The 17162-nt window shown below is 56.5% G+C and carries 15 protein-coding genes and 2 tRNA genes; 3 read left to right on the top strand and 14 right to left on the bottom strand.

Translation table 11 applies throughout. The features are described 5' to 3' along the window. Nucleotides 1–984, bottom strand: coding sequence for an outer membrane protein assembly factor BamC (gene bamC, locus HALO_RS05255; protein ID WP_035585469.1), 984 nt, complete (start codon nucleotides 982–984; stop codon nucleotides 1–3). A 78-nt stretch (nucleotides 985–1062) separates the two neighbouring features. After that, nucleotides 1063–1947 carry a 4-hydroxy-tetrahydrodipicolinate synthase gene (dapA, locus tag HALO_RS05250; RefSeq protein ID WP_035585470.1) on the bottom strand — a complete coding sequence of 295 codons (885 nt, stop codon included), beginning with the start codon at nucleotides 1945–1947 and terminating at the stop codon, nucleotides 1063–1065. A 297-nt stretch (nucleotides 1948–2244) separates the two neighbouring features. Between dapA and HALO_RS05245 the strand changes: the two genes are divergently transcribed. Further along, on the top strand, nucleotides 2245–2721 hold the full coding sequence (locus tag HALO_RS05245; protein WP_035585472.1) for a peroxiredoxin: 477 nt from the start codon (nucleotides 2245–2247) through the stop codon (nucleotides 2719–2721). 66 nt (nucleotides 2722–2787) lie between these two features. Here the strand turns inward: HALO_RS05245 and HALO_RS05240 are convergent, their stop codons facing one another. Both HALO_RS05240 and HALO_RS05235 read right to left on the bottom strand, forming a co-directional pair. Further along, nucleotides 2788–3897: an AI-2E family transporter gene (locus HALO_RS05240; protein WP_050713146.1), complete on the bottom strand. Its 1110-nt coding sequence runs from the start codon at nucleotides 3895–3897 to the stop codon at nucleotides 2788–2790. Beyond that, nucleotides 3894–4157, bottom strand: a complete 264-nt coding sequence (locus tag HALO_RS05235; RefSeq protein ID WP_035585476.1) for a sulfurtransferase TusA family protein — start codon at nucleotides 4155–4157, stop codon at nucleotides 3894–3896. Before HALO_RS05235 ends, HALO_RS05240 begins: the two co-directional genes overlap by 4 nt. A 216-nt stretch (nucleotides 4158–4373) precedes the next feature. On the opposite strand from HALO_RS05235, the gene HALO_RS05230 reads away from it, so the two are divergent. Further along, nucleotides 4374–5837, top strand: coding sequence for a M48 family metalloprotease (locus tag HALO_RS05230; protein ID WP_050713145.1), 1464 nt, complete (start codon nucleotides 4374–4376; stop codon nucleotides 5835–5837). 110 nt (nucleotides 5838–5947) lie between these two features. Here the strand turns inward: HALO_RS05230 and nadA are convergent, their stop codons facing one another. The 9 genes from nadA to HALO_RS05185 form a co-directional block, all read right to left on the bottom strand. Next, nucleotides 5948–6976, bottom strand: a complete 1029-nt coding sequence (gene nadA / locus HALO_RS05225; protein ID WP_035585480.1) for a quinolinate synthase NadA — start codon at nucleotides 6974–6976, stop codon at nucleotides 5948–5950. A 260-nt stretch (nucleotides 6977–7236) separates the two neighbouring features. Next, nucleotides 7237–7312 (bottom strand) — tRNA-Lys (locus tag HALO_RS05220). Nucleotides 7313–7421: 109 nt separating this feature from the next. Then, nucleotides 7422–7497 (bottom strand) — tRNA-Lys (locus HALO_RS05215). A gap of 174 nt (nucleotides 7498–7671) precedes the next feature. Continuing rightward, the gene (gene rluB / locus HALO_RS05210; RefSeq protein WP_035585482.1) at nucleotides 7672–8547 is read right to left on the bottom strand and encodes a 23S rRNA pseudouridine(2605) synthase RluB; all 876 of its coding nucleotides are present in this window, start codon (nucleotides 8545–8547) and stop codon (nucleotides 7672–7674) included. Beyond that, nucleotides 8534–9391, bottom strand: a complete 858-nt coding sequence (scpB, locus tag HALO_RS05205; protein ID WP_035585484.1) for an SMC-Scp complex subunit ScpB — start codon at nucleotides 9389–9391, stop codon at nucleotides 8534–8536. The genes rluB and scpB overlap by 14 nt, the downstream gene beginning before the upstream one ends. Beyond that, nucleotides 9388–10338, bottom strand: coding sequence for a segregation and condensation protein A (locus HALO_RS05200; protein ID WP_035585487.1), 951 nt, complete (start codon nucleotides 10336–10338; stop codon nucleotides 9388–9390). Before HALO_RS05200 ends, scpB begins: the two co-directional genes overlap by 4 nt. A 29-nt stretch (nucleotides 10339–10367) precedes the next feature. Continuing rightward, complete coding sequence (locus HALO_RS05195) at nucleotides 10368–10616, bottom strand: DUF2442 domain-containing protein (protein ID WP_035585489.1); 249 nt, start codon at nucleotides 10614–10616, stop codon at nucleotides 10368–10370. After that, nucleotides 10600–10842 carry a DUF4160 domain-containing protein gene (locus tag HALO_RS05190; RefSeq protein ID WP_035585491.1) on the bottom strand — a complete coding sequence of 81 codons (243 nt, stop codon included), beginning with the start codon at nucleotides 10840–10842 and terminating at the stop codon, nucleotides 10600–10602. The genes HALO_RS05195 and HALO_RS05190 overlap by 17 nt, the downstream gene beginning before the upstream one ends. Before the next feature lie 66 nt (nucleotides 10843–10908). Next, nucleotides 10909–12699 carry a DEAD/DEAH box helicase gene (locus HALO_RS05185; RefSeq protein ID WP_035585493.1) on the bottom strand — a complete coding sequence of 597 codons (1791 nt, stop codon included), beginning with the start codon at nucleotides 12697–12699 and terminating at the stop codon, nucleotides 10909–10911. Between the two features lie 116 nt (nucleotides 12700–12815). On the opposite strand from HALO_RS05185, the gene HALO_RS05180 reads away from it, so the two are divergent. Beyond that, nucleotides 12816–13055: a hypothetical protein gene (locus HALO_RS05180; RefSeq protein ID WP_050713143.1), complete on the top strand. Its 240-nt coding sequence runs from the start codon at nucleotides 12816–12818 to the stop codon at nucleotides 13053–13055. A gap of 86 nt (nucleotides 13056–13141) precedes the next feature. Here the strand turns inward: HALO_RS05180 and purL are convergent, their stop codons facing one another. Then, a complete protein-coding gene (gene purL, locus HALO_RS05175) occupies nucleotides 13142–17089 on the bottom strand; it encodes a phosphoribosylformylglycinamidine synthase (protein WP_050713142.1) in 3948 nt (1315 codons plus the stop codon). Between the last annotated feature and the right edge of the window lie 73 nt (nucleotides 17090–17162).

Here is a 17162-nt window from a genome sequence, read left to right as displayed (position 1 = left end):
TTAACGTAAATAGCCGGAGACACGCTCAAGCAGCTCGCGCTGATCATCGGCGCTGAATGTCCGCTCGCTGGCGTTAATGGCACGCAGAATCGTCTGATCGCCATCAGGCTGCAAGGCAAGACGGATCTGTTGAGACATCTTGCGCACGTCCGCGCTGAAGACGATTTGCAACGGGTTACGGTTGCGCTCGGTTTCGGTCATATATTCAACCATAAACTCGTGACTAGCAGGATCTGCGGCCAGCAAATCGCGCTGACCTTCCTGAGCAAAGTCCAGCTCAAGGTAGTGGTTCAACTCGGCCCACACGCGGTCAACTGGCTGCGGTATAACCACTTCCCATTCGTCGTCTTGCTGGCGAATTTGCAGTGTCTGCTCATCGGTAAGACGCTGAGCGGTCCAGGAAGAAGAGACGCTGGCGGACGCGCTGCGCGAACTTAGATGGCTCTCCAGCGCATCCAGGCAGCTAGCCATGGTTTGCCCACCGCGTTCGCAGCGAACTTCGCTGCTGCCTGCACGTAGCGCGCTCTGTAGCTGTATTTCCGCCTGGGAGGTAACGATAACTCCCTGGGAAGCACTGCTCTGTAGCACTTCCAACTGACGGCTACGCACAAACTCCTCCAGCTGCGGCCACACCGTACCGGTATCAGCGGCGACGACTAGCCAGGTTTGATCGCCGACTTCGCGGCGCTCAACGTACTCAGGCTCCATTCCACTGCCAATAGCCAGTGACTGTGGGGGACGAATCTCTGCCGCTTCGTCAAGTCGCGTACCTTGGGCGGCGGCTTGAGGAACCGGCAGCGCATCGCGGTAGCGTTGGGTATTGCGGGTCTCTGGCAACACTAGCGGCGGCGCTGGCGCAGCGTCGGTGTAGTCAAGATTACGGTCGTCGTAAAAACCATCCCGCGCACAACCAGAGAGCGCGACAGCCGCTGCGATTGCCAGCGGAACCCATTTAAGCGCACGAATTTCAAGCACAGAGCTCATCAAGCCACCTTAAGTCAACAAATCAGGTACCCAGCTCAGAATTAAGTGAGCTGGGTAGCAAAGGGTATTGCGTCGGGGTTACTCCTCTACGACGCCCGCCAGCTGCAGCGCTTCGCTCACCGTGGCGTGGTATTTTTCCGACAACCAGGTTAGCGGCAAACGAATACCCGCGTCCGCGTAACCCATACGGTTCAGCGCCCACTTCACCGGGATAGGATTCGACTCTATGCCCAGGTTGGTGTGCAGCGGCATCAGCCGCGTATTAATCTGGTGCGCCTTATCGGAATCACCCGACACGGCTGCCGTGCAAAGCTCATGCATCGCCCGAGGGGCAACATTGGCGGTGACGGAGATATCCCCATGGCCACCCATCAGCATAAAGTCACAGGCGGTCGCATCGTCACCGGAGTAGAGCATAAAACCACTGCCCTTTAGGCGAGTGATTAGATCTTCTGCACGCTCTAGGTTCCCCGTGGCATCTTTTAAACCAATAATATTATCGACGTCGGCCAGACGTAACACGGTCTCGTTGTAGAGATCCGAGCAGGTGCGGCCCGGCACGTTATACAGGATCACCGGCAGCTTGCTGCCCTCAGCGACCGCTTTAAAGTGCTGGTAGAGGCCTTCCTGGGTGGGTTTGTTATAGTAAGGACATACTGACAAGCAGTAATCAGCCCCGACTTCACCGGCGTAGCGCGCCAGCTCTACTGCCTCTGAAGTGGCATTGGCCCCGGTGCCCGCAATCACGGGAATACGGCCATTGACCTCTTCTACCACGCTGCGAATCACATCAAAGTGCTCCGCGAAGGACATGGTCGTAGGTTCGCCCGTGGTGCCAGCAGCCACAATGGCATCAGTGCCATTGTCGAGATGGAAGTTCACCAGACGACGAAGCGCCTCCCAGTCGATGTCGCCATTGACCTTCATAGGCGTCGCCAGGGCGACGATGCTGCCTGTGATCATCCGTTTATTCCTCACCAGCCAAATTGTGATATCAACTATCTGTGTTTTTTAAGTGCCAAGTGTTTTAAGCGATACGTGTTTTAAGTGCTACATGTTTTAAGTGCTAAGTATTGAGAGCAATCGGGCTATTTTGCCCCAAGTGCCCAACTCGCACAGAGGCCAAATGGTACTCAGGCGATTCGAGCCTGTACAGCGTAAAGCGGTGTGAGTTTTTCGTCACCCTGTTTTGCGCTTTGACAATAGCCCCTGGCTTGCGTGTAATCACCCTTAACATCCAACGTTAATAAGGATCTCATCATGTCTGTTGAAATCGGCCAGTCTGTCGCAGATTTTTCCGCCACTGCCACCGGGGATACCCGCGTGACCCTGTCGGAACTACGCGGCAAACAAGTGGTTATTTACTTCTACCCCAAAGCCAGCACACCCGGCTGCACCACCGAAGGCGGTGATTTCCGCGACCGCAAACCCGCCTTCGACGCGGCGAATACGGTGATTCTTGGCGTCTCCCGCGATGGCCTGCGCGCCCAGGAGAACTTTAAGGCCAAGCAGGATTTCAATTTCGACCTGATCTCTGACAAAGATGAAAATGTCTGCACGCTGTTTGACGTTATCAAGCTCAAGAAGATGTACGGCAAGGAGCATCTGGGTATCGAACGCAGTACCTTCCTGATTGACAAGGAAGGCAAGCTAGCCCAGGAGTGGCGCGGCGTGAAAGTGCCTGGCCACGCTGAAGAAGTGCTGGCTGCGGCTGAACAACTTAACGCCGCTAGCTAGCTTTTCCAACGCTCCTTCAGATAACCCATTACCCGGTGCCGACCCGCCACGGGTAATGGGTAAACCTTACTCGACCTCTTGAGCCGCCGGCGCTTGCAGGCCCTGCCGCGCATCACGTCCATGCATGCTGCGCGGCCAAGCGTAGATCAGCGCTTTCAGCAGGGTAGCTAGTGGAATGGCAAAGAAAATACCCCAGAACCCCCAAACCCCGCCGAAGAACAGTACCGCCACAATAATAGAAACCGGGTGAATATTATTGGTCTCAGAGAACAGAACCGGCGCCAATACGTTGCCATCCAGCGCTTGAATCACGCCATAAGCCACCAGCACATAGACAAAATCCTCGCTAAGGCCAAAATAGAACCCCGCCACTGCAGCAACCGGCAGCGTGGCCACCGCCGCCCCGATATACGGCACTAACACCGAAAGCCCTACCAACACAGCCAACAACGCCGTATACGGCAACCCAAAGAATGCAAAGGTAAAGAACGCTACCGTACCCACGATAATGATTTCAATGAACTTGCCGCGGATATAGTTGGCAATTTGATCATCCATTTCACGCCAAATACGCGATAGCAGAGTGCGCTTTTGGGGCAGTAGCGAAAGTATAAAACCGACCAGTACGTCGCGATCCTTGAGCATAAAGAAGACCAGAATCGGCACCAGCACCAGGTAGATAATCAGCGACATGATATTGCCTAACGACGCCAGCGAGAGCGTTAAGGCGCGCTGACCCAGTTGACTGATTTCACGGCTCGCCACCCCAATCCAGCTCTGCATCTGATCCGGCGTAATAATATTCGGGTAGCGCGCCTGTAACTCATCCAACCACCCCTGGCCACTGGCGAACATCCGCGGCGTCTCTTGCACCAGCCCCACTAGCTGGTTCCAGATCAGCGGCATCAGAATAAACGCCAGGGTAAGCAGCACACTAATAAAGGCTAAAAACACCAGGATCACCGCCAGCAGGTGCGGCACTCCTCGCCGGGTAAACGCCCCCACTACGCCTTGCAACAGAAACGCAATTMCCAGCGCGGTAAAAAAGGGCGCCAGCATCCGCCCGAACCAAATAATCGCTGCAAAGCCTGCCACCAGCACTACCAGCAGGATCAGCGCCTCTTCGTCTGAGAAGTAACGCTCCACCCAGCTTTTTAGAATCGTGCGCAGGGTCATGGGTGCGCATCCCCAGCTTTTCTAATCCAATACACATAAACGTCGTCGCGCTGTTCACGACCTTCCAGGGTATGTGCACTCTGGTCGGTAAACGACGCCATATCCCGCCACGAACCCGCATCCGTCGAACGTACTTCCAATAATTGACCTGCCGCCAAGCTCGACAAAGCCTGCTTCGCTTTTAGCAATGGCAACGGGCAATGCAGCCCACAAGCGTCAAGCACCGTGTCGGGTTGAAAGCCCCCGGTTTGCTCAGACATACACTCTCCCTCAAAATGACCTGCCTATTGGCTACATAGATTTATCAATGCTGTTGCATAAACGTTGTTTAATAAACCCTGCGGCATACACTGTCTTTTAGCGATTGATTTCACTAGGTAGTCGATTTAACGGCACTTCCCCGTGTTTATCAATGTCACACTCTCAATCAATGCATACCCTGACCGCTGTACTTAACCACTACTTAAGAGGATGCCATGCCGACCCTTCGTACCGCTTACCCAGGCTGGATATGTGCGTTCGCTTGTGCCTGTGGCAGCCTACTGTTTAGCCCACCCAGCGCGGCTAATAACGATTATGGCCTGCCAAGTTTAGGGGCGGCATCTACCTCCGTCAGCAATGAAGAGTATCGCTTGGGCCGCGCCTGGTTGCGCCAGTTTCGTGCCCAAGCCCCCCAGTGGCAAGACCCCATTGCCAATGATTATTTGCAAAGTCTGATTGCCCGATTAGCCCCACATAGCCAAATTAGCGGCCTGCGCACGATCACCGTTATGGKCGATAACGGCTCACTTAACGCCTTTGCCGTACCTGGCGGCGTAGTGGGTATCAATTCGGGCCTCTTCGCGTTTGCCGAAGATGAAGGGGCTTTTGTCTCGGTGTTAGCCCACGAACTGGGCCACCTCTCTCAACGCCACTATGCCCGCGGGAGTGCCCGCGCGGCTCAAACCCAACTGCCCGCCATGGCGGCCATGCTGGCAGGTATGCTGATTGCCGCCAGTGGGGGCGGCGACGTTGGCATGGCGGCCGCCATGGGCTCTCAGGCGGCGTTGATTCAGGATCAGCTCAGCTACTCACGGCTGTTTGAACAGGAAGCCGACAACATAGGCTTGCAGGCTATGGCCGACGCGGGCTATGACCCCCAGGCAATGGTGCGTATGTTCTCGGCCATGCAGCGCATGGCCCGCCTGCAGGGCGATACACCGCCGGAATTCTTGCTCACCCACCCGGTCTCCGATAATCGCTTAAGCGCCGCGCAAGCCCGCGCAGCCCAACTCAATGTCACCGATGCTTACACCAGCGACACCCTCTACGACATGATGCGCGCCCGCGCACTGCTGAGTATTTACGCCAACACTCCCCAGMAAGCCGCTTCACGCCTTGCGCAGGAAGGTGCCGAACAAGCCGCTCAGAACTATTTAGCCGCGCTAATCGACGCTCGCAACGGCCAAATCGACAGCGCCCTGGAGCAGCTGGATAGACTTGCCAATCAGCACCCCGACTATGCCATGCTACCCGCCTCTGCGGCGAGCGTCGCGCTGGAAGCTGGCCGCTACGACCAGGCCATTCAGCGCAGCCAGCGATTACTACGCTTTATACCCAATTACCTGCCTGCCCAGCTGACCCTGGCTGAGGCGCAGCTGCAGCGTGACCCTCCGGCGGCTTATCAACTGCTGAACGATATTACCGCGCAAAACCCGGAAAACCCGCAAGGCTTTAACCTGCTGGCGGAAGCAGCCGGGCGCAGCGGCCATGACAGCTGGGGTCATTTAGCGCGCGCAGAGTATCTTCAGCTGMCCGGCCGCGTAGATCGCGGCATTCGCCAGCTCTCCATCGCCCGGGATGCCGCCGAGCGGGAAAATGACCAGCAGGCGTTGGCAAGAATAGAACAACGCCGAGAAGACTTTATTGCGTATCGCGAAACCCTGGAAGATTTTAACTAAACCTATGTCATTGCGAGGAGCGCAGCAACGCGGCAATCTCAACCTGCGGTAGCAGTCACTCCGAGATTGCTTCACTTTGTTCGCAATGACATTCGGTTAATCTTTTCTCGCTAAGCATTGAAGTTAAGCATGCGTTCAAGGGGTTTTAAGGCCTGTAGGCGCAATGCTTCATCCACCTGAATCTCACCACTCCCTTCGCGCAACGCACCCGCCAGATTATCCAGCGCGTTCATAGCCATCCATGGGCAGTGAGCGCAGCTGCGGCAAGTGGCACCGTTGCCCGCTGTCGGCGCTTCAAACAGGGTTTTGTCGGGCACCGCTTGCTGCATCTTGAAAAAGATACCCCGATCCGTCGCCACAATAAGCTTATCGTTGGGCAGCTCTTTAGCCGCCTTGATCAGCTGCGAGGTGGAACCTGCCACATCAGCCAGTTTAACCACCGGCTCCGGCGACTCTGGATGCACCAGCACCGCGGCATCCGGATAGATGCGCTTAAGGTCTTCAACGCCCTTGGCCTTAAACTCCTCATGGACGATACAGGCGCCGTCCCACATCAACATATCGGCGCCAGTTTTGTTCTGGATGTAGCCACCCAAATGTTTGTCGGGTGCCCAGAGAATCTTCTCGCCCTTGGCTTGCAGGTGCTCAATCACCTCGACCGCAATCGACGAGGTCACTACCCAGTCCGCACGCGCTTTAACCGCCGCAGAGGTGTTGGCATACACCACCACGGTGCGGTCAGGGTGGGCATCACAGAAAGCACTGAACTCATCGGCAGGACAGCCAATATCCAACGAGCAGGTGGCCTCCAGGGTAGGCATCAGCACGCGCTTTTCAGGCGAGAGTATTTTGGCGGTTTCACCCATAAATCTAACCCCCGCAACGACCAGCGTGGTGGCGTCATGGCGAGCACCAAAGCGCGCCATCTCCAGCGAGTCAGCGACACAGCCGCCGGTCTCTTCCGCTAGCTGCTGAATGGCATCATCGGTGTAGTAGTGGGCGACCAAAACGGCGTTATGGGCGTTTAGAAGCCGCTTTATCTCTTCAACCCGGGCCTGATCTTCCGCTGGAATACGGGTCGGACAGTAGGCGGTGGGTAGCTGAGCACTGAGCTCTGCTTGCGTAGTCATAATAGTCATTGTGTCTACCACTGCGACGAACAGGGAATCCCCCTGTCAAACACTGAGTCACGGCATAAGGCAGTATATCTTGCATATGCTATGCCGCTCGCGTGCGCGGTGGGCCGATGCGTCTCTCGCGGAGGCCTACCGCTTTAGAATCAATTCTAGACTATTGTGGTGGGAAATTGCTGCTTGCTGCAAGCAACTTGTCACAGCAGATAATTTTCTGCTTGCATAGCAAAACGCCCCTGGCAGTAAACTGCCAAGGGCGTTGAATTTGGTGGGTCGTGCAGGATTCGAACCTGCGACCAATTGATTAAAAGTCAACTGCTCTACCAACTGAGCTAACGACCCAAACTTGCTTTGCTACTCACTTACTAGCGTTACCACACATACGCTACCTACATTAAACGTTCATCACTGAATTCAAACTGACTTCATAAAAACTGATCAACTGTTTGAATGGTGGGTCGTGCAGGATTCGAACCTGCGACCAATTGATTAAAAGTCAACTGCTCTACCAACTGAGCTAACGACCCGCCTGAACGGATGCATATCCTACGCTTACACCTTATTGATAGCAAGCGTTTTTTGCCTTCACTCTACGATAATGAACCATTTTCGTGCCTGCTCACATCACTCAATGCGGGCAGACACGCTTACGAGACTAAACGCTAACAGCGGAGACCAAGAGAGGGCTCAGACAGCCGCGTTTAACGGGCTTTGCTTTTCGGCTTGCGCAGCGCCTGTACCGGCTTGCGCTTGTGCTTATCACGGTTCCAGCGGTTCTTCTCATCGGGCGTCAGCGCTGGCACTTTACGGGTTTCCAAGTTAGCCAGCGTGGCTAAGTCATCCACCTCATCCTGAGTAAGTTCGACCCATTCGCCGGCTTTTGCCCGCTTATCGAGGAAGATATTGCCATAGCGTACGCGCTTCAGACGACTCACCGTCAGCGCCTGAGACTCCCAAAGACGCCGCACTTCACGGTTGCGCCCTTCCAGAATCACCACGTGGAACCAGGTGTTGATACCCTCGCCACCAAACTCCTGCACATCGGTAAAGCGCGCCGGGCCATCTTCCAACATAACGCCATCGACCATGGCCAGGATATGTTCGCGCTTCACTTCCCCCATCACGCGAACCGCATACTCGCGCTCTACCTGGGTAGAGGGATGCATCAAGCGGTTGGCCAATTCGCCATCGGTGGTAAACAGCAGCAAACCGCTGGTATTGATATCCAGGCGGCCAATCGCAATCCAGCGCTCGCCTTTCAGGCGCGGCAAACGTTCAAATACGGTGCGTCGACCTTCCGGGTCTTTACGGGTGCACAGCTCGCCTTCCGGCTTGTTGTACATAATAACCCGACGCGGCGCCTCTTCTTCCGGACGCAGCGCCACTGGGCGGTCATCAAAGCTGACCTTGTCCCGCGCCTCAACGCGGTCGCCCAGCTTGGCCACCTGGCTATTCACTTTAACGCGCCCGGCGGAAATCGCTGTTTCCATCTCGCGCCGCGAACCAAGGCCTGCACGGGCCAAGACTTTTTGCAGCTTTTCGCTGGTGGGGGGCGTGGTGTTATCACTCTGACTCATGGTCGTCTGACCTCACATCGGTAGTCTCCGTGCGCTCGCGCTCATCGTCGTCAGCGCGCTGCGCACGTGCCGCTAGCCGTGCCTGTAAATCGGCAAAACTCAGCGGCTGGGTTAACGCCGTCTCGGCGTGCTTGTCGGCTATTTCAGCCGCAGTAATCTGATCTTTCTGGGGAGGCGCATCCTGCACCGTTTTATGCGTTTCGTCTAGTGCTTCACTCTGTGTATCGGGGAGACTTGCTGCATTGGCGTCCTCACCATTGGACACCAAGCCCTCTTCCTCAGGTATTTCGTTCTCCTCCCAACTGGCCAGCGTGTGCATGGGCGGCAGTGCATCGAGGGTTTTTAAGCCAAAATCGTCCAAAAAACTACGCGTGGTGGCGTAAACCGCCGGGCGGCCCGGCACATCTCGATGCCCCACTACCCGAATCCAGCCACGCTCCGCCAAGGTACGCATAATGGAGCTACTCACGCTAACCCCGCGTACCTCTTCGATATCGCCCCGGGTAACCGGCTGGCGGTAGGCGATCAATGCCAGGGTTTCCAGTAGCGCCCGGGAGTAGCGCTGTGGGCGCTCGTCCCATAATCGCGACACCCACTGGGAAAGCCGCGGACGAATGCGTAGCTGGTAGCCTGAAACGGTTTCCAGCAGTTCTAGAGCACCGCCGGAGTGGCGTTGCTGTAAACGCTCAAACACATCGCGAAACTCTTTGCGCGTTGGGCATTCGCCTTCCAGAAAAAGGGTTTCCAAACGCTCAAGAGGCAAAGGTTCGCCAGCGGCCAGCAGCGCTGCTTCAATAATGTCATCTAAAACAATGTCATCTAACGCGGTGACGGCGTTACTCATGGCGTCTCCTCGCCAGGCTCAAAAGCGGACTCGCCATAGGCATCATCTTCTATCTCGCCCTCCTCAAAAGCTCCCTCCTCATCGTCAGCAAGGGCCGCACGCCGGGCGCGCACGTGAATCGGCGACAGAGGCGCATTCTGGACAATTTCTATCATGGCTTCTTTAGCCAGTTCTAAAATTGCCATAAAGGTCACTACGACGCCTGCCCGCCCTTCTTCTAGGGTAAACAGCGCTTCAAAGGAGGTATAGCGGTGGTGGTCGTCATCGTGACTGAGCTGCTCCATAATCTTGAGCATGCGCTCGCGAGTGGACAGCACTTCGCGGCTGATCTGGTGGGCCTGCACCAGCTCGGCACGCTTGAGAATATCCGATAGCGCGCTGAGCAGTTCATCGAGCTCGACTTCAGGATGTATTACCCGGGATTCCAGCGGTGGCAAGCCCGCCTGCACACTAAACCAGTCGCGCCCCATACGCGGCAGCGTATCCAGCGTTTCTGCGGCCTCTTTAAGTCGCTCATACTCTTGCAGGCGACGGATCAGCTCAGCGCGGGGGTCTTCCTCGTCGTCGCCTTCTGCCTTCGGCGGGCGGGGTAAMAGCGTGCGAGACTTGATCTCAGCCAGCATGGCGGCCATGAGCAGATACTCCCCCGCCAGTTCAATCTCCATGGCCTTCATCAGCTCCACATACTCGATGTACTGGTGGGTGATGGTGGCCACATTGATGGTTAGAATGTCCAGGTTCTGACGGCGAATCAGATAGAGCAGCAAGTCCAGTGGGCCTTCAAAAGTTTCCAGAAAGACCCGCAACGCTTCCGGAGGAATGTATAAATCCTCTGGCATTTGCGTAATCGGCTCATTAAACAGACGCCCAAACGACACCTGCACAGGCTCATTAGGCTGAGAATCAGGTGTTTCTATGTCGCTATTAACGCTTGGCGTCTCGCTCACGCGGGTCGGCTCTCTTGGGATGTTTGGAATCAGGCGACAGCCTGGCGGTGGCGTGTCAAATCGCCCTGCCCGGCCAGAATTCCATCAATAGACACATCTTCATCCAACGCGTCCCAATGAATTCCACGGGCACTCAATTCATAGCACGCCAATTGTTGGGCTGAGGCTTTAAGAAGGCGCGGGTACCAAGCTAGCGGTACGCCTACCGTGCGACCATCGCTTAACTCAACCCAGAAATTATCCTCATCAAACGTAACTCGCTTAGGAGAAGTAGTCATGCCAGGCCCCCTCTAGTGTATCGCGGTGTTGAATAATCATCGTCGTAATAGTGCGTAGCGCCTTGGCATCAAAGCCATCATTTCTCGCCAACTGCACATCAGGCGAGAGCCAAAATTTAGCTTCAGCGCCCGCTTTAAATATATGGATGTGAGCAGGCTCTAAAGGATTACCTTCATTTGAATAGAAGAAGAACCTAAAACCCTGCAAGCGTAGCACCGTTGGCATCGTGCGCTCCTGCAGTTTACAGCCTAAATATTGAATAATAGATGGTTTATCGACACAAGGCACATGCTACCCCGCCTCCACCGCTTTACGGTAGCGGCCAGCATAGTCAAACAGCTTGTCACGGATTTGGAAATGGCGCCCCACTTTGCGGCCTACGACGAAATCAGGATGGCGTAGGCGGCGCTGTTCGGCGACGACTTCCTCGGGGCTTAGCGGCTGCCATTTACCTCCCGGTGCGCGCAGATGGTAGCGCAGAAAGGCGGCATAGAAAGCACGCCGCTGAGCGGGGCTTTCCAGCGCGTACCACTCGGAAAGATGGGTGCCATCTTCGTCATGATAGGTGACTTTTAAGCGCGGCAGACCACGGCCGTTGGTGGTCGCTTCCAGCTGCATACCGCTTACCCGCAATACCTTGGCGTCTTTCAGCTTTAGGGCGTCTTTGAGTTTATCATCCGCGTCTACCAGTAGTTTTTCGCAACCGTGGCAGCGACGGGCAGCAATATCATTTTCGGCACCGCACTCATCGCAGACTTTGAAGCGGAACCTGAAGTCGCATTGGCGCCGCCTTCCTTCATCATCTGCAATTAGCCCCTGACAGCGACGGCCAAAGTGCTCAATCACTAAATCACCGTCGCGCTTTCCCCAGTAAAGATTGGCATGACCGCAGTCAGGGCACTCTACCTGAACCGGTTCACTGTCGCTATCCGGCTTTGGTTCGCCCACTTCCGGGGCGAAGATATCCCAGGGGTTACCGGCGTAATCCAGGATCAGGCAGTCACTTTTACCCGGCGACAGGCGAAGACCTCTGCCCACCATCTGCTGATAAAGGCTGACCGACTCGGTAGGCCGCAAAATAGCGATTAAATCCACGTGAGGGGCATCAAAGCCGGTGGTCAGCACCGCCACGTTGACCAGATATTTCAGTTGCCGCGCTTTAAAGGCATCGATCAGCGCCGTGCGCTCCTGGGAAGGCGTTGCGCCGGTAATAAGCGCTGCTTCTGCCCTGGGCAAATAGCCCATAATTTCTTCGGCGTGGGATACGGTGGCGGCAAAAATCATCACTCCCTGGCGCTCAACCGCACGTTCGATAATTTGCCCGATGATGCCCGGCGTAGCGCGGCTACCCGCCACCACGCGATTAAGCGCCTCCTCCGCAAACAGACCACTTGAAGAGGGCTTCAGCGCAGAGAAGTCGTAGCCCTCAATGGCCATATCCAGTCGCTTGGGCGCGGCGAGATAGCCCTGCTTAACCATCAGCCGTAGCGGTTGCTCAAACACGCAGTCGCGGAAAAAGCTCTCTTCGCTGCCCCGTACCATGCCGTGGTGGTGGCGATAATAGATAAACCCCTGCCCCAAACGGTACGGCGTTGCGGTGAGTCCGAGTATTTTAAGCTGCGGGTTGTGTTGGCGCAGGTGCTCAATCACCTGGCGGTAGCTGGCGTCCTCATCAAGCGATACGCGGTGGCTCTCATCGATCACCAACAGGGTAAAGTTAGCGTCGTTAAAACTCTCCAAATTGCGCACCACCGACTGCACCGAGCCAAACACCACTTGGCGACTCGCCTCTTTGCGCTTTAAACCGGCGCTAAAAATATCCGCCTCAAGGCCATAGGCCTGGTACTTGGCGTGGTTCTGTTCCACCAGCTCGCGCACATGGGCCAACACCAGCACACGCCCCCTAGCTAAGCGCGCCAGCTCAGCAATCACCAGGGATTTGCCGCTGCCAGTAGGTAATACCACCAAAGCAGGATCGCTGGAGGCACGGAAATGCACCACCACGCGCTTTACCGCTTCCTGCTGATAGGGGCGAAGCTGGGGCGTTAGAGAAGACGTCCGTGAGGCGTTGGGTATCGGCAAATTAAATAGCCTGCTATTGAACTATTGCGACTTTCGTCGCATCTTAATAGTGAAGGTTTTAAATCCACTTTTAATCTCCCGCGTTGTGGAGAGAAAGTTTAATCAAGAGGTTTGCCATGACAACTAATCATTTCAGCCCTGAATGCCCAGAATGCAGTAGCCGTTTAAAACGCCTACCCGCCACACGGCGTGGTCAAGCCCATGTGTTCTGTATGGATTGCGGACATGACTTTGGGCGCTTTGAATACCTCGTTGAGCGCTACCGTTTAGAGCTTGAAACACTGGAAGCCAAGCTAGGACTGCCGCCGMCGGGAGCAGATGAAACACCGGCGAGCACGCCTCAACAGCACTCTTAACAATTGACGTAACAGATAAACGGCGGCAAAAAACCGCCGTTAATCTGTTCGCTACTCCCATCGCGTGACTTGCAGCGCTACTGGTATCAGTTGAGCCAAACCCGAGCGTTGCGGAATAGCCGTAGCCAAGCGCCATCTTCCGTCCACCCTGCCGGGCGCCAGGAGTTGGTGATTGCGCGGGCGACACGCTCCGGGTGTGGCATCATAATGGTCACCCGGCCATCCGGCGTAGTCAGGCCGGTAATGCCGGCAGGCGAGCCGTTGGGGTTGGCGGGGTAGCGGGTAGTTGCCTGGCCATAGTTATCGATGTAACGCAGGGCGATTTGGCTGCTCGACTGCATGCTGCGCAAATGCGCGCTGTCGCGGAACGCCGCCTGTCCTTCACCATGGGCCACGGCGATGGGGAGTTTTGMCCCTTCCATGCCAGCAAGCAGGATCGAAGGGCTCTTCTCGACCCGCACCATGGAGMCCCGCGCCTCAAACTGTTCTGACTCGTTACGCACAAAGGTCGGCCAGTTTTCAGCGCCGGGAATTAACGTCTTCAACTGTGACAGCATCTGGCAGCCGTTGCACACACCCAGTGAGAAGCTGTCGTCGCGGGCGAAGAACGCCGCAAACTGCTCCCGGGCGCGCTCGTTAAACAGCACCGACTTGGCCCAACCACCGCCAGCACCGAGCACATCGCCATAGGAGAAGCCGCCGCAGGCCACCAGGCCTTTGAACTCTTCCAAGGACACGCGCCCTTCAAGGATGTCGCTCATATGCACATCCACTGCTTCAAACCCGGCCTTATCGAAGGCCCAGGCCATCTCCACCTGCCCGTTAACGCCCTGCTCGCGCAGTACGGCCATGGCGGGCTTGGCAGTATTCAMAAACGGTGCGCTGATATCGTCGTTGATATCAAAGGTCGGTGTTGCCGAGAGCCCCGGATCGCGGCTATCGAGCAGATTGTCGAATTCGTTTTTAGCGCATTCGGGATTATCGCGCAGCGCCTGCATGCGGTAACTGGTTTCCGCCCAGGTGCGCTGGGTAAGTTGACGCGTGGTTTCCAGCAGCGGCTCTTCGAACAGCGTGACGCGCACCTGGTCGTCATAGCGGGGACGGGCGATAACGCCGCAGGTTTCGATACCTGCAACGGCAAACTGCGCCAGCACTTCTTCGGTGTGTTGGCGATTAACCTGGATCACCGCCCCCAACTCTTCCGAAAACAGCGCGTTCAACGCCTCCACCGGCTCATCGATCATCCAGTCGAGCTTAATCTCTAGCCCTGCGTGGGCAGCAAAGGCCATTTCCAACAGTGTCACCAGCAGGCCGCCGTCGCTGCGGTCGTGGTAGGCCAATAGCTTACCGTCGCGGTTAAGACCCTGAATGACTTCGAAGAACGCCTTGATATCTTCCGGGTCGTCCACGTCTGGGCAGTCATTGCCTACTTGGCCGTACACCTGCGCCAGAGCAGAGCCGCCCAGACGATTTTGGCCGCTGCCTAAATCAATCAAAATCAGATCCGATTCATCTTGATCCAGATTGATCTGCGGGGTAAGCGTCGCCAAGGCATCCGTCACCGGGGCAAAGCCCGTGACGACCAGCGAAAGCGGCGAGGTTACGCTTTTCTCTTCAGGTTCGCTTTCATCCTGCTCATTCTCATCGACCCAGGCGGTACGCATGGACATAGAGTCTTTGCCCACCGGAATGGCGATGCCCAGTGCCGGGCACATTTCCATGCCCACCGCATAAACGGCGTCATACAACGCCTGGTTTTCACCTGGATGGTCGGCGGCGCTCATCCAGTTAGCGGAGAGCTTGATATCGCTTAGCTTGGCGATCGGCGCTGCGGCCAAGTTGGTAATCGCTTCGGCGACGGCCAAACGAGCGCTGGCTGCAGGATTGATCAACGCCACCGGCGGGCGTTCGCCCATGGCCATGGCTTCCCCGGTGTGGGTATCAAAACTTGCCGTGGTAACCGCTACATCCGCCACCGGCACCTGCCAGGGGCCGACCATCTGGTCGCGGGCCACTTGGCCGGTAATTGAGCGGTCACCGATGGTAATCAGGAAGTTTTTGGAGGCCACAGTAGGTAGACGCAGCACCCGATCCAGCGCTTCGCGCAGGTCGAGGTTATCAAGCATCATGCCGGAAAGCGCCGGTTCGTGGCGCTCAAATTCGCGCTGCATCTTAGGCGCTTTGCCAAACAGTACGCTCATCGGCAAATCGACCGGCTTACTGTCAAAGTGGCCATCGCGCACTTCAAGGTGATGCGCGTCCAAGGCCTCGCCAACCACCGCATAGGGGCAGCGCTCACGCTTACATAGCGCGTCAAAGGTGGCTAAATCTTCCGGCGCAACGGCCAGCACATAGCGCTCTTGCGCTTCGTTACACCAGATTTCCAGCGGACTCATACCCGGCTCGGCGTTGGGTACCGCACGCAGATCAAAGCAGCCACCACGGTTGCCGTCTTTGACCAGCTCCGGCAGCGCATTGGAAAGCCCGCCGGCGCCCACGTCGTGGATAAAGCGAATCGGATTGTGATCGCCCAGCGCCCAGCAGCGGTCGATAACCTCCTGTGCGCGGCGTTCGATTTCGGGGTTCTCACGTTGTACCGAGGCAAAATCCAAATCGGCACTAGAGGTGCCGGATGACATGCTGGAGGCTGCACCGCCGCCAAGGCCAATCAGCATCGCCGGGCCGCCCATCACAATCAGCTTGCCACCGACGGGGATATCGCCCTTCTGAACGTGGTGGGCACGAATATTGCCGTAACCACCGGCGAGCATAATTGGCTTATGGAAGCCGCGCCGCTCGATGCCGCCATCGTTAAGCGACTCCTGCTCGTAGGTACGGAAGTAGCCGGTTAAGTTGGGTCGACCAAACTCATTGTTGAACGCCGCGCCCCCGATGGGGCCATCGAGCATAATATTAAGCGCCGACTGCATGCGCTCGGGCTTGCCGTAATCAAACGCCTCCCAGGGCTGCACGAACTCAGGAATGCGTAGATTAGAAACGGTATAGCCTGACAGGCCCGCTTTGGGCTTGCCGCCAATGCCGGTAGCACCTTCATCACGAATTTCACCACCGGAGCCGGTCGCCGCTCCCGGGAAAGGGGCAATCGCGGTGGGGTGGTTGTGGGTCTCTACCTTCATCAGGATATGGATGGGCTCCTGATGAGTGGCGTAGTTCGCACGCTCGTCATCAACGCCGGTCAATGGCGTGGCAAAGAAGCGTCCGGCTTGGCTGCCCTTAATCACCGCAGCGTTGTCGCTGTAGGCCGAGAGCACGTTATCCGGCGATGACGCAAAGGTATTCTTGATCATCTTAAACAGCGAGTGGCTCTGCGGCTCGCCGTCGATCACCCAATCGGCATTGAAGATTTTGTGACGGCAGTGCTCAGAGTTGGCTTGAGCAAACATCATCAGCTCAACGTCGCTGGGGTTACGCCCCAACTCATTGAAGGCGTCGACAAGATAGTCGATTTCATCTTCTGCCAACGCCAGCCCCAAGGCCTGGTTGGCCGCTGCCAGCGCGTCCCGGCCACCTTCCAGAATATCCACACTGCCCAGCGGTGCTGGATCATGTTGGGCAAACAGCTTAGCGGCGTCCGAGGCATCGGCTAGCMCGGTTTCCGTCATACGGTCGTGCAGCAGTGCCGCCAGCGCGCTCAAACTCTCTTCGTCCGGCATAGCGGTGAAGCTGACCCGGTAATCGATGCCGCGCTCGATGCGGCTAATTTGGCGCAAGCCACAGTTGTGGGCGATGTCGGTGGCTTTTGACGACCAGGGCGACTGGGTACCTAGGCGCGGCACTACTAAAAAGCGCTGGGCGCGCTCAGGAACCTCTACGTTTAAGTGAGTACCGTAATCCAGTAACTGCACCAAGCGTTCGCGGGCAGCGTCATCTAGCTCGTCGTGGGAGTGAACATCGATAAAATGAACATAGTGGGCAGACAGCGCTTCCACCTCGGGAACACGTTCACGCAACACCGTTAACAGCCGAGCATGACGGAAGGCAGAAAGGGCGGGCGCGCCTCGCAGTTCAAGCATATCCTGAAGCCTCTAGAGCAGGGAAATTCGAGCAGGGAAATCACCAGGCCGCAGTGCGGCAATCCCACTATGA

It is taken from the genome of Halomonas sp. R57-5, assembly GCF_900070345.1.
GTDB classification, from domain to species: Bacteria; Pseudomonadota; Gammaproteobacteria; order Pseudomonadales; family Halomonadaceae; genus Vreelandella; species Vreelandella ventosae_B.
Note: the sequence above shows the minus strand (reverse complement) of the source record. Positions and strands in the feature narration are given on the sequence as shown.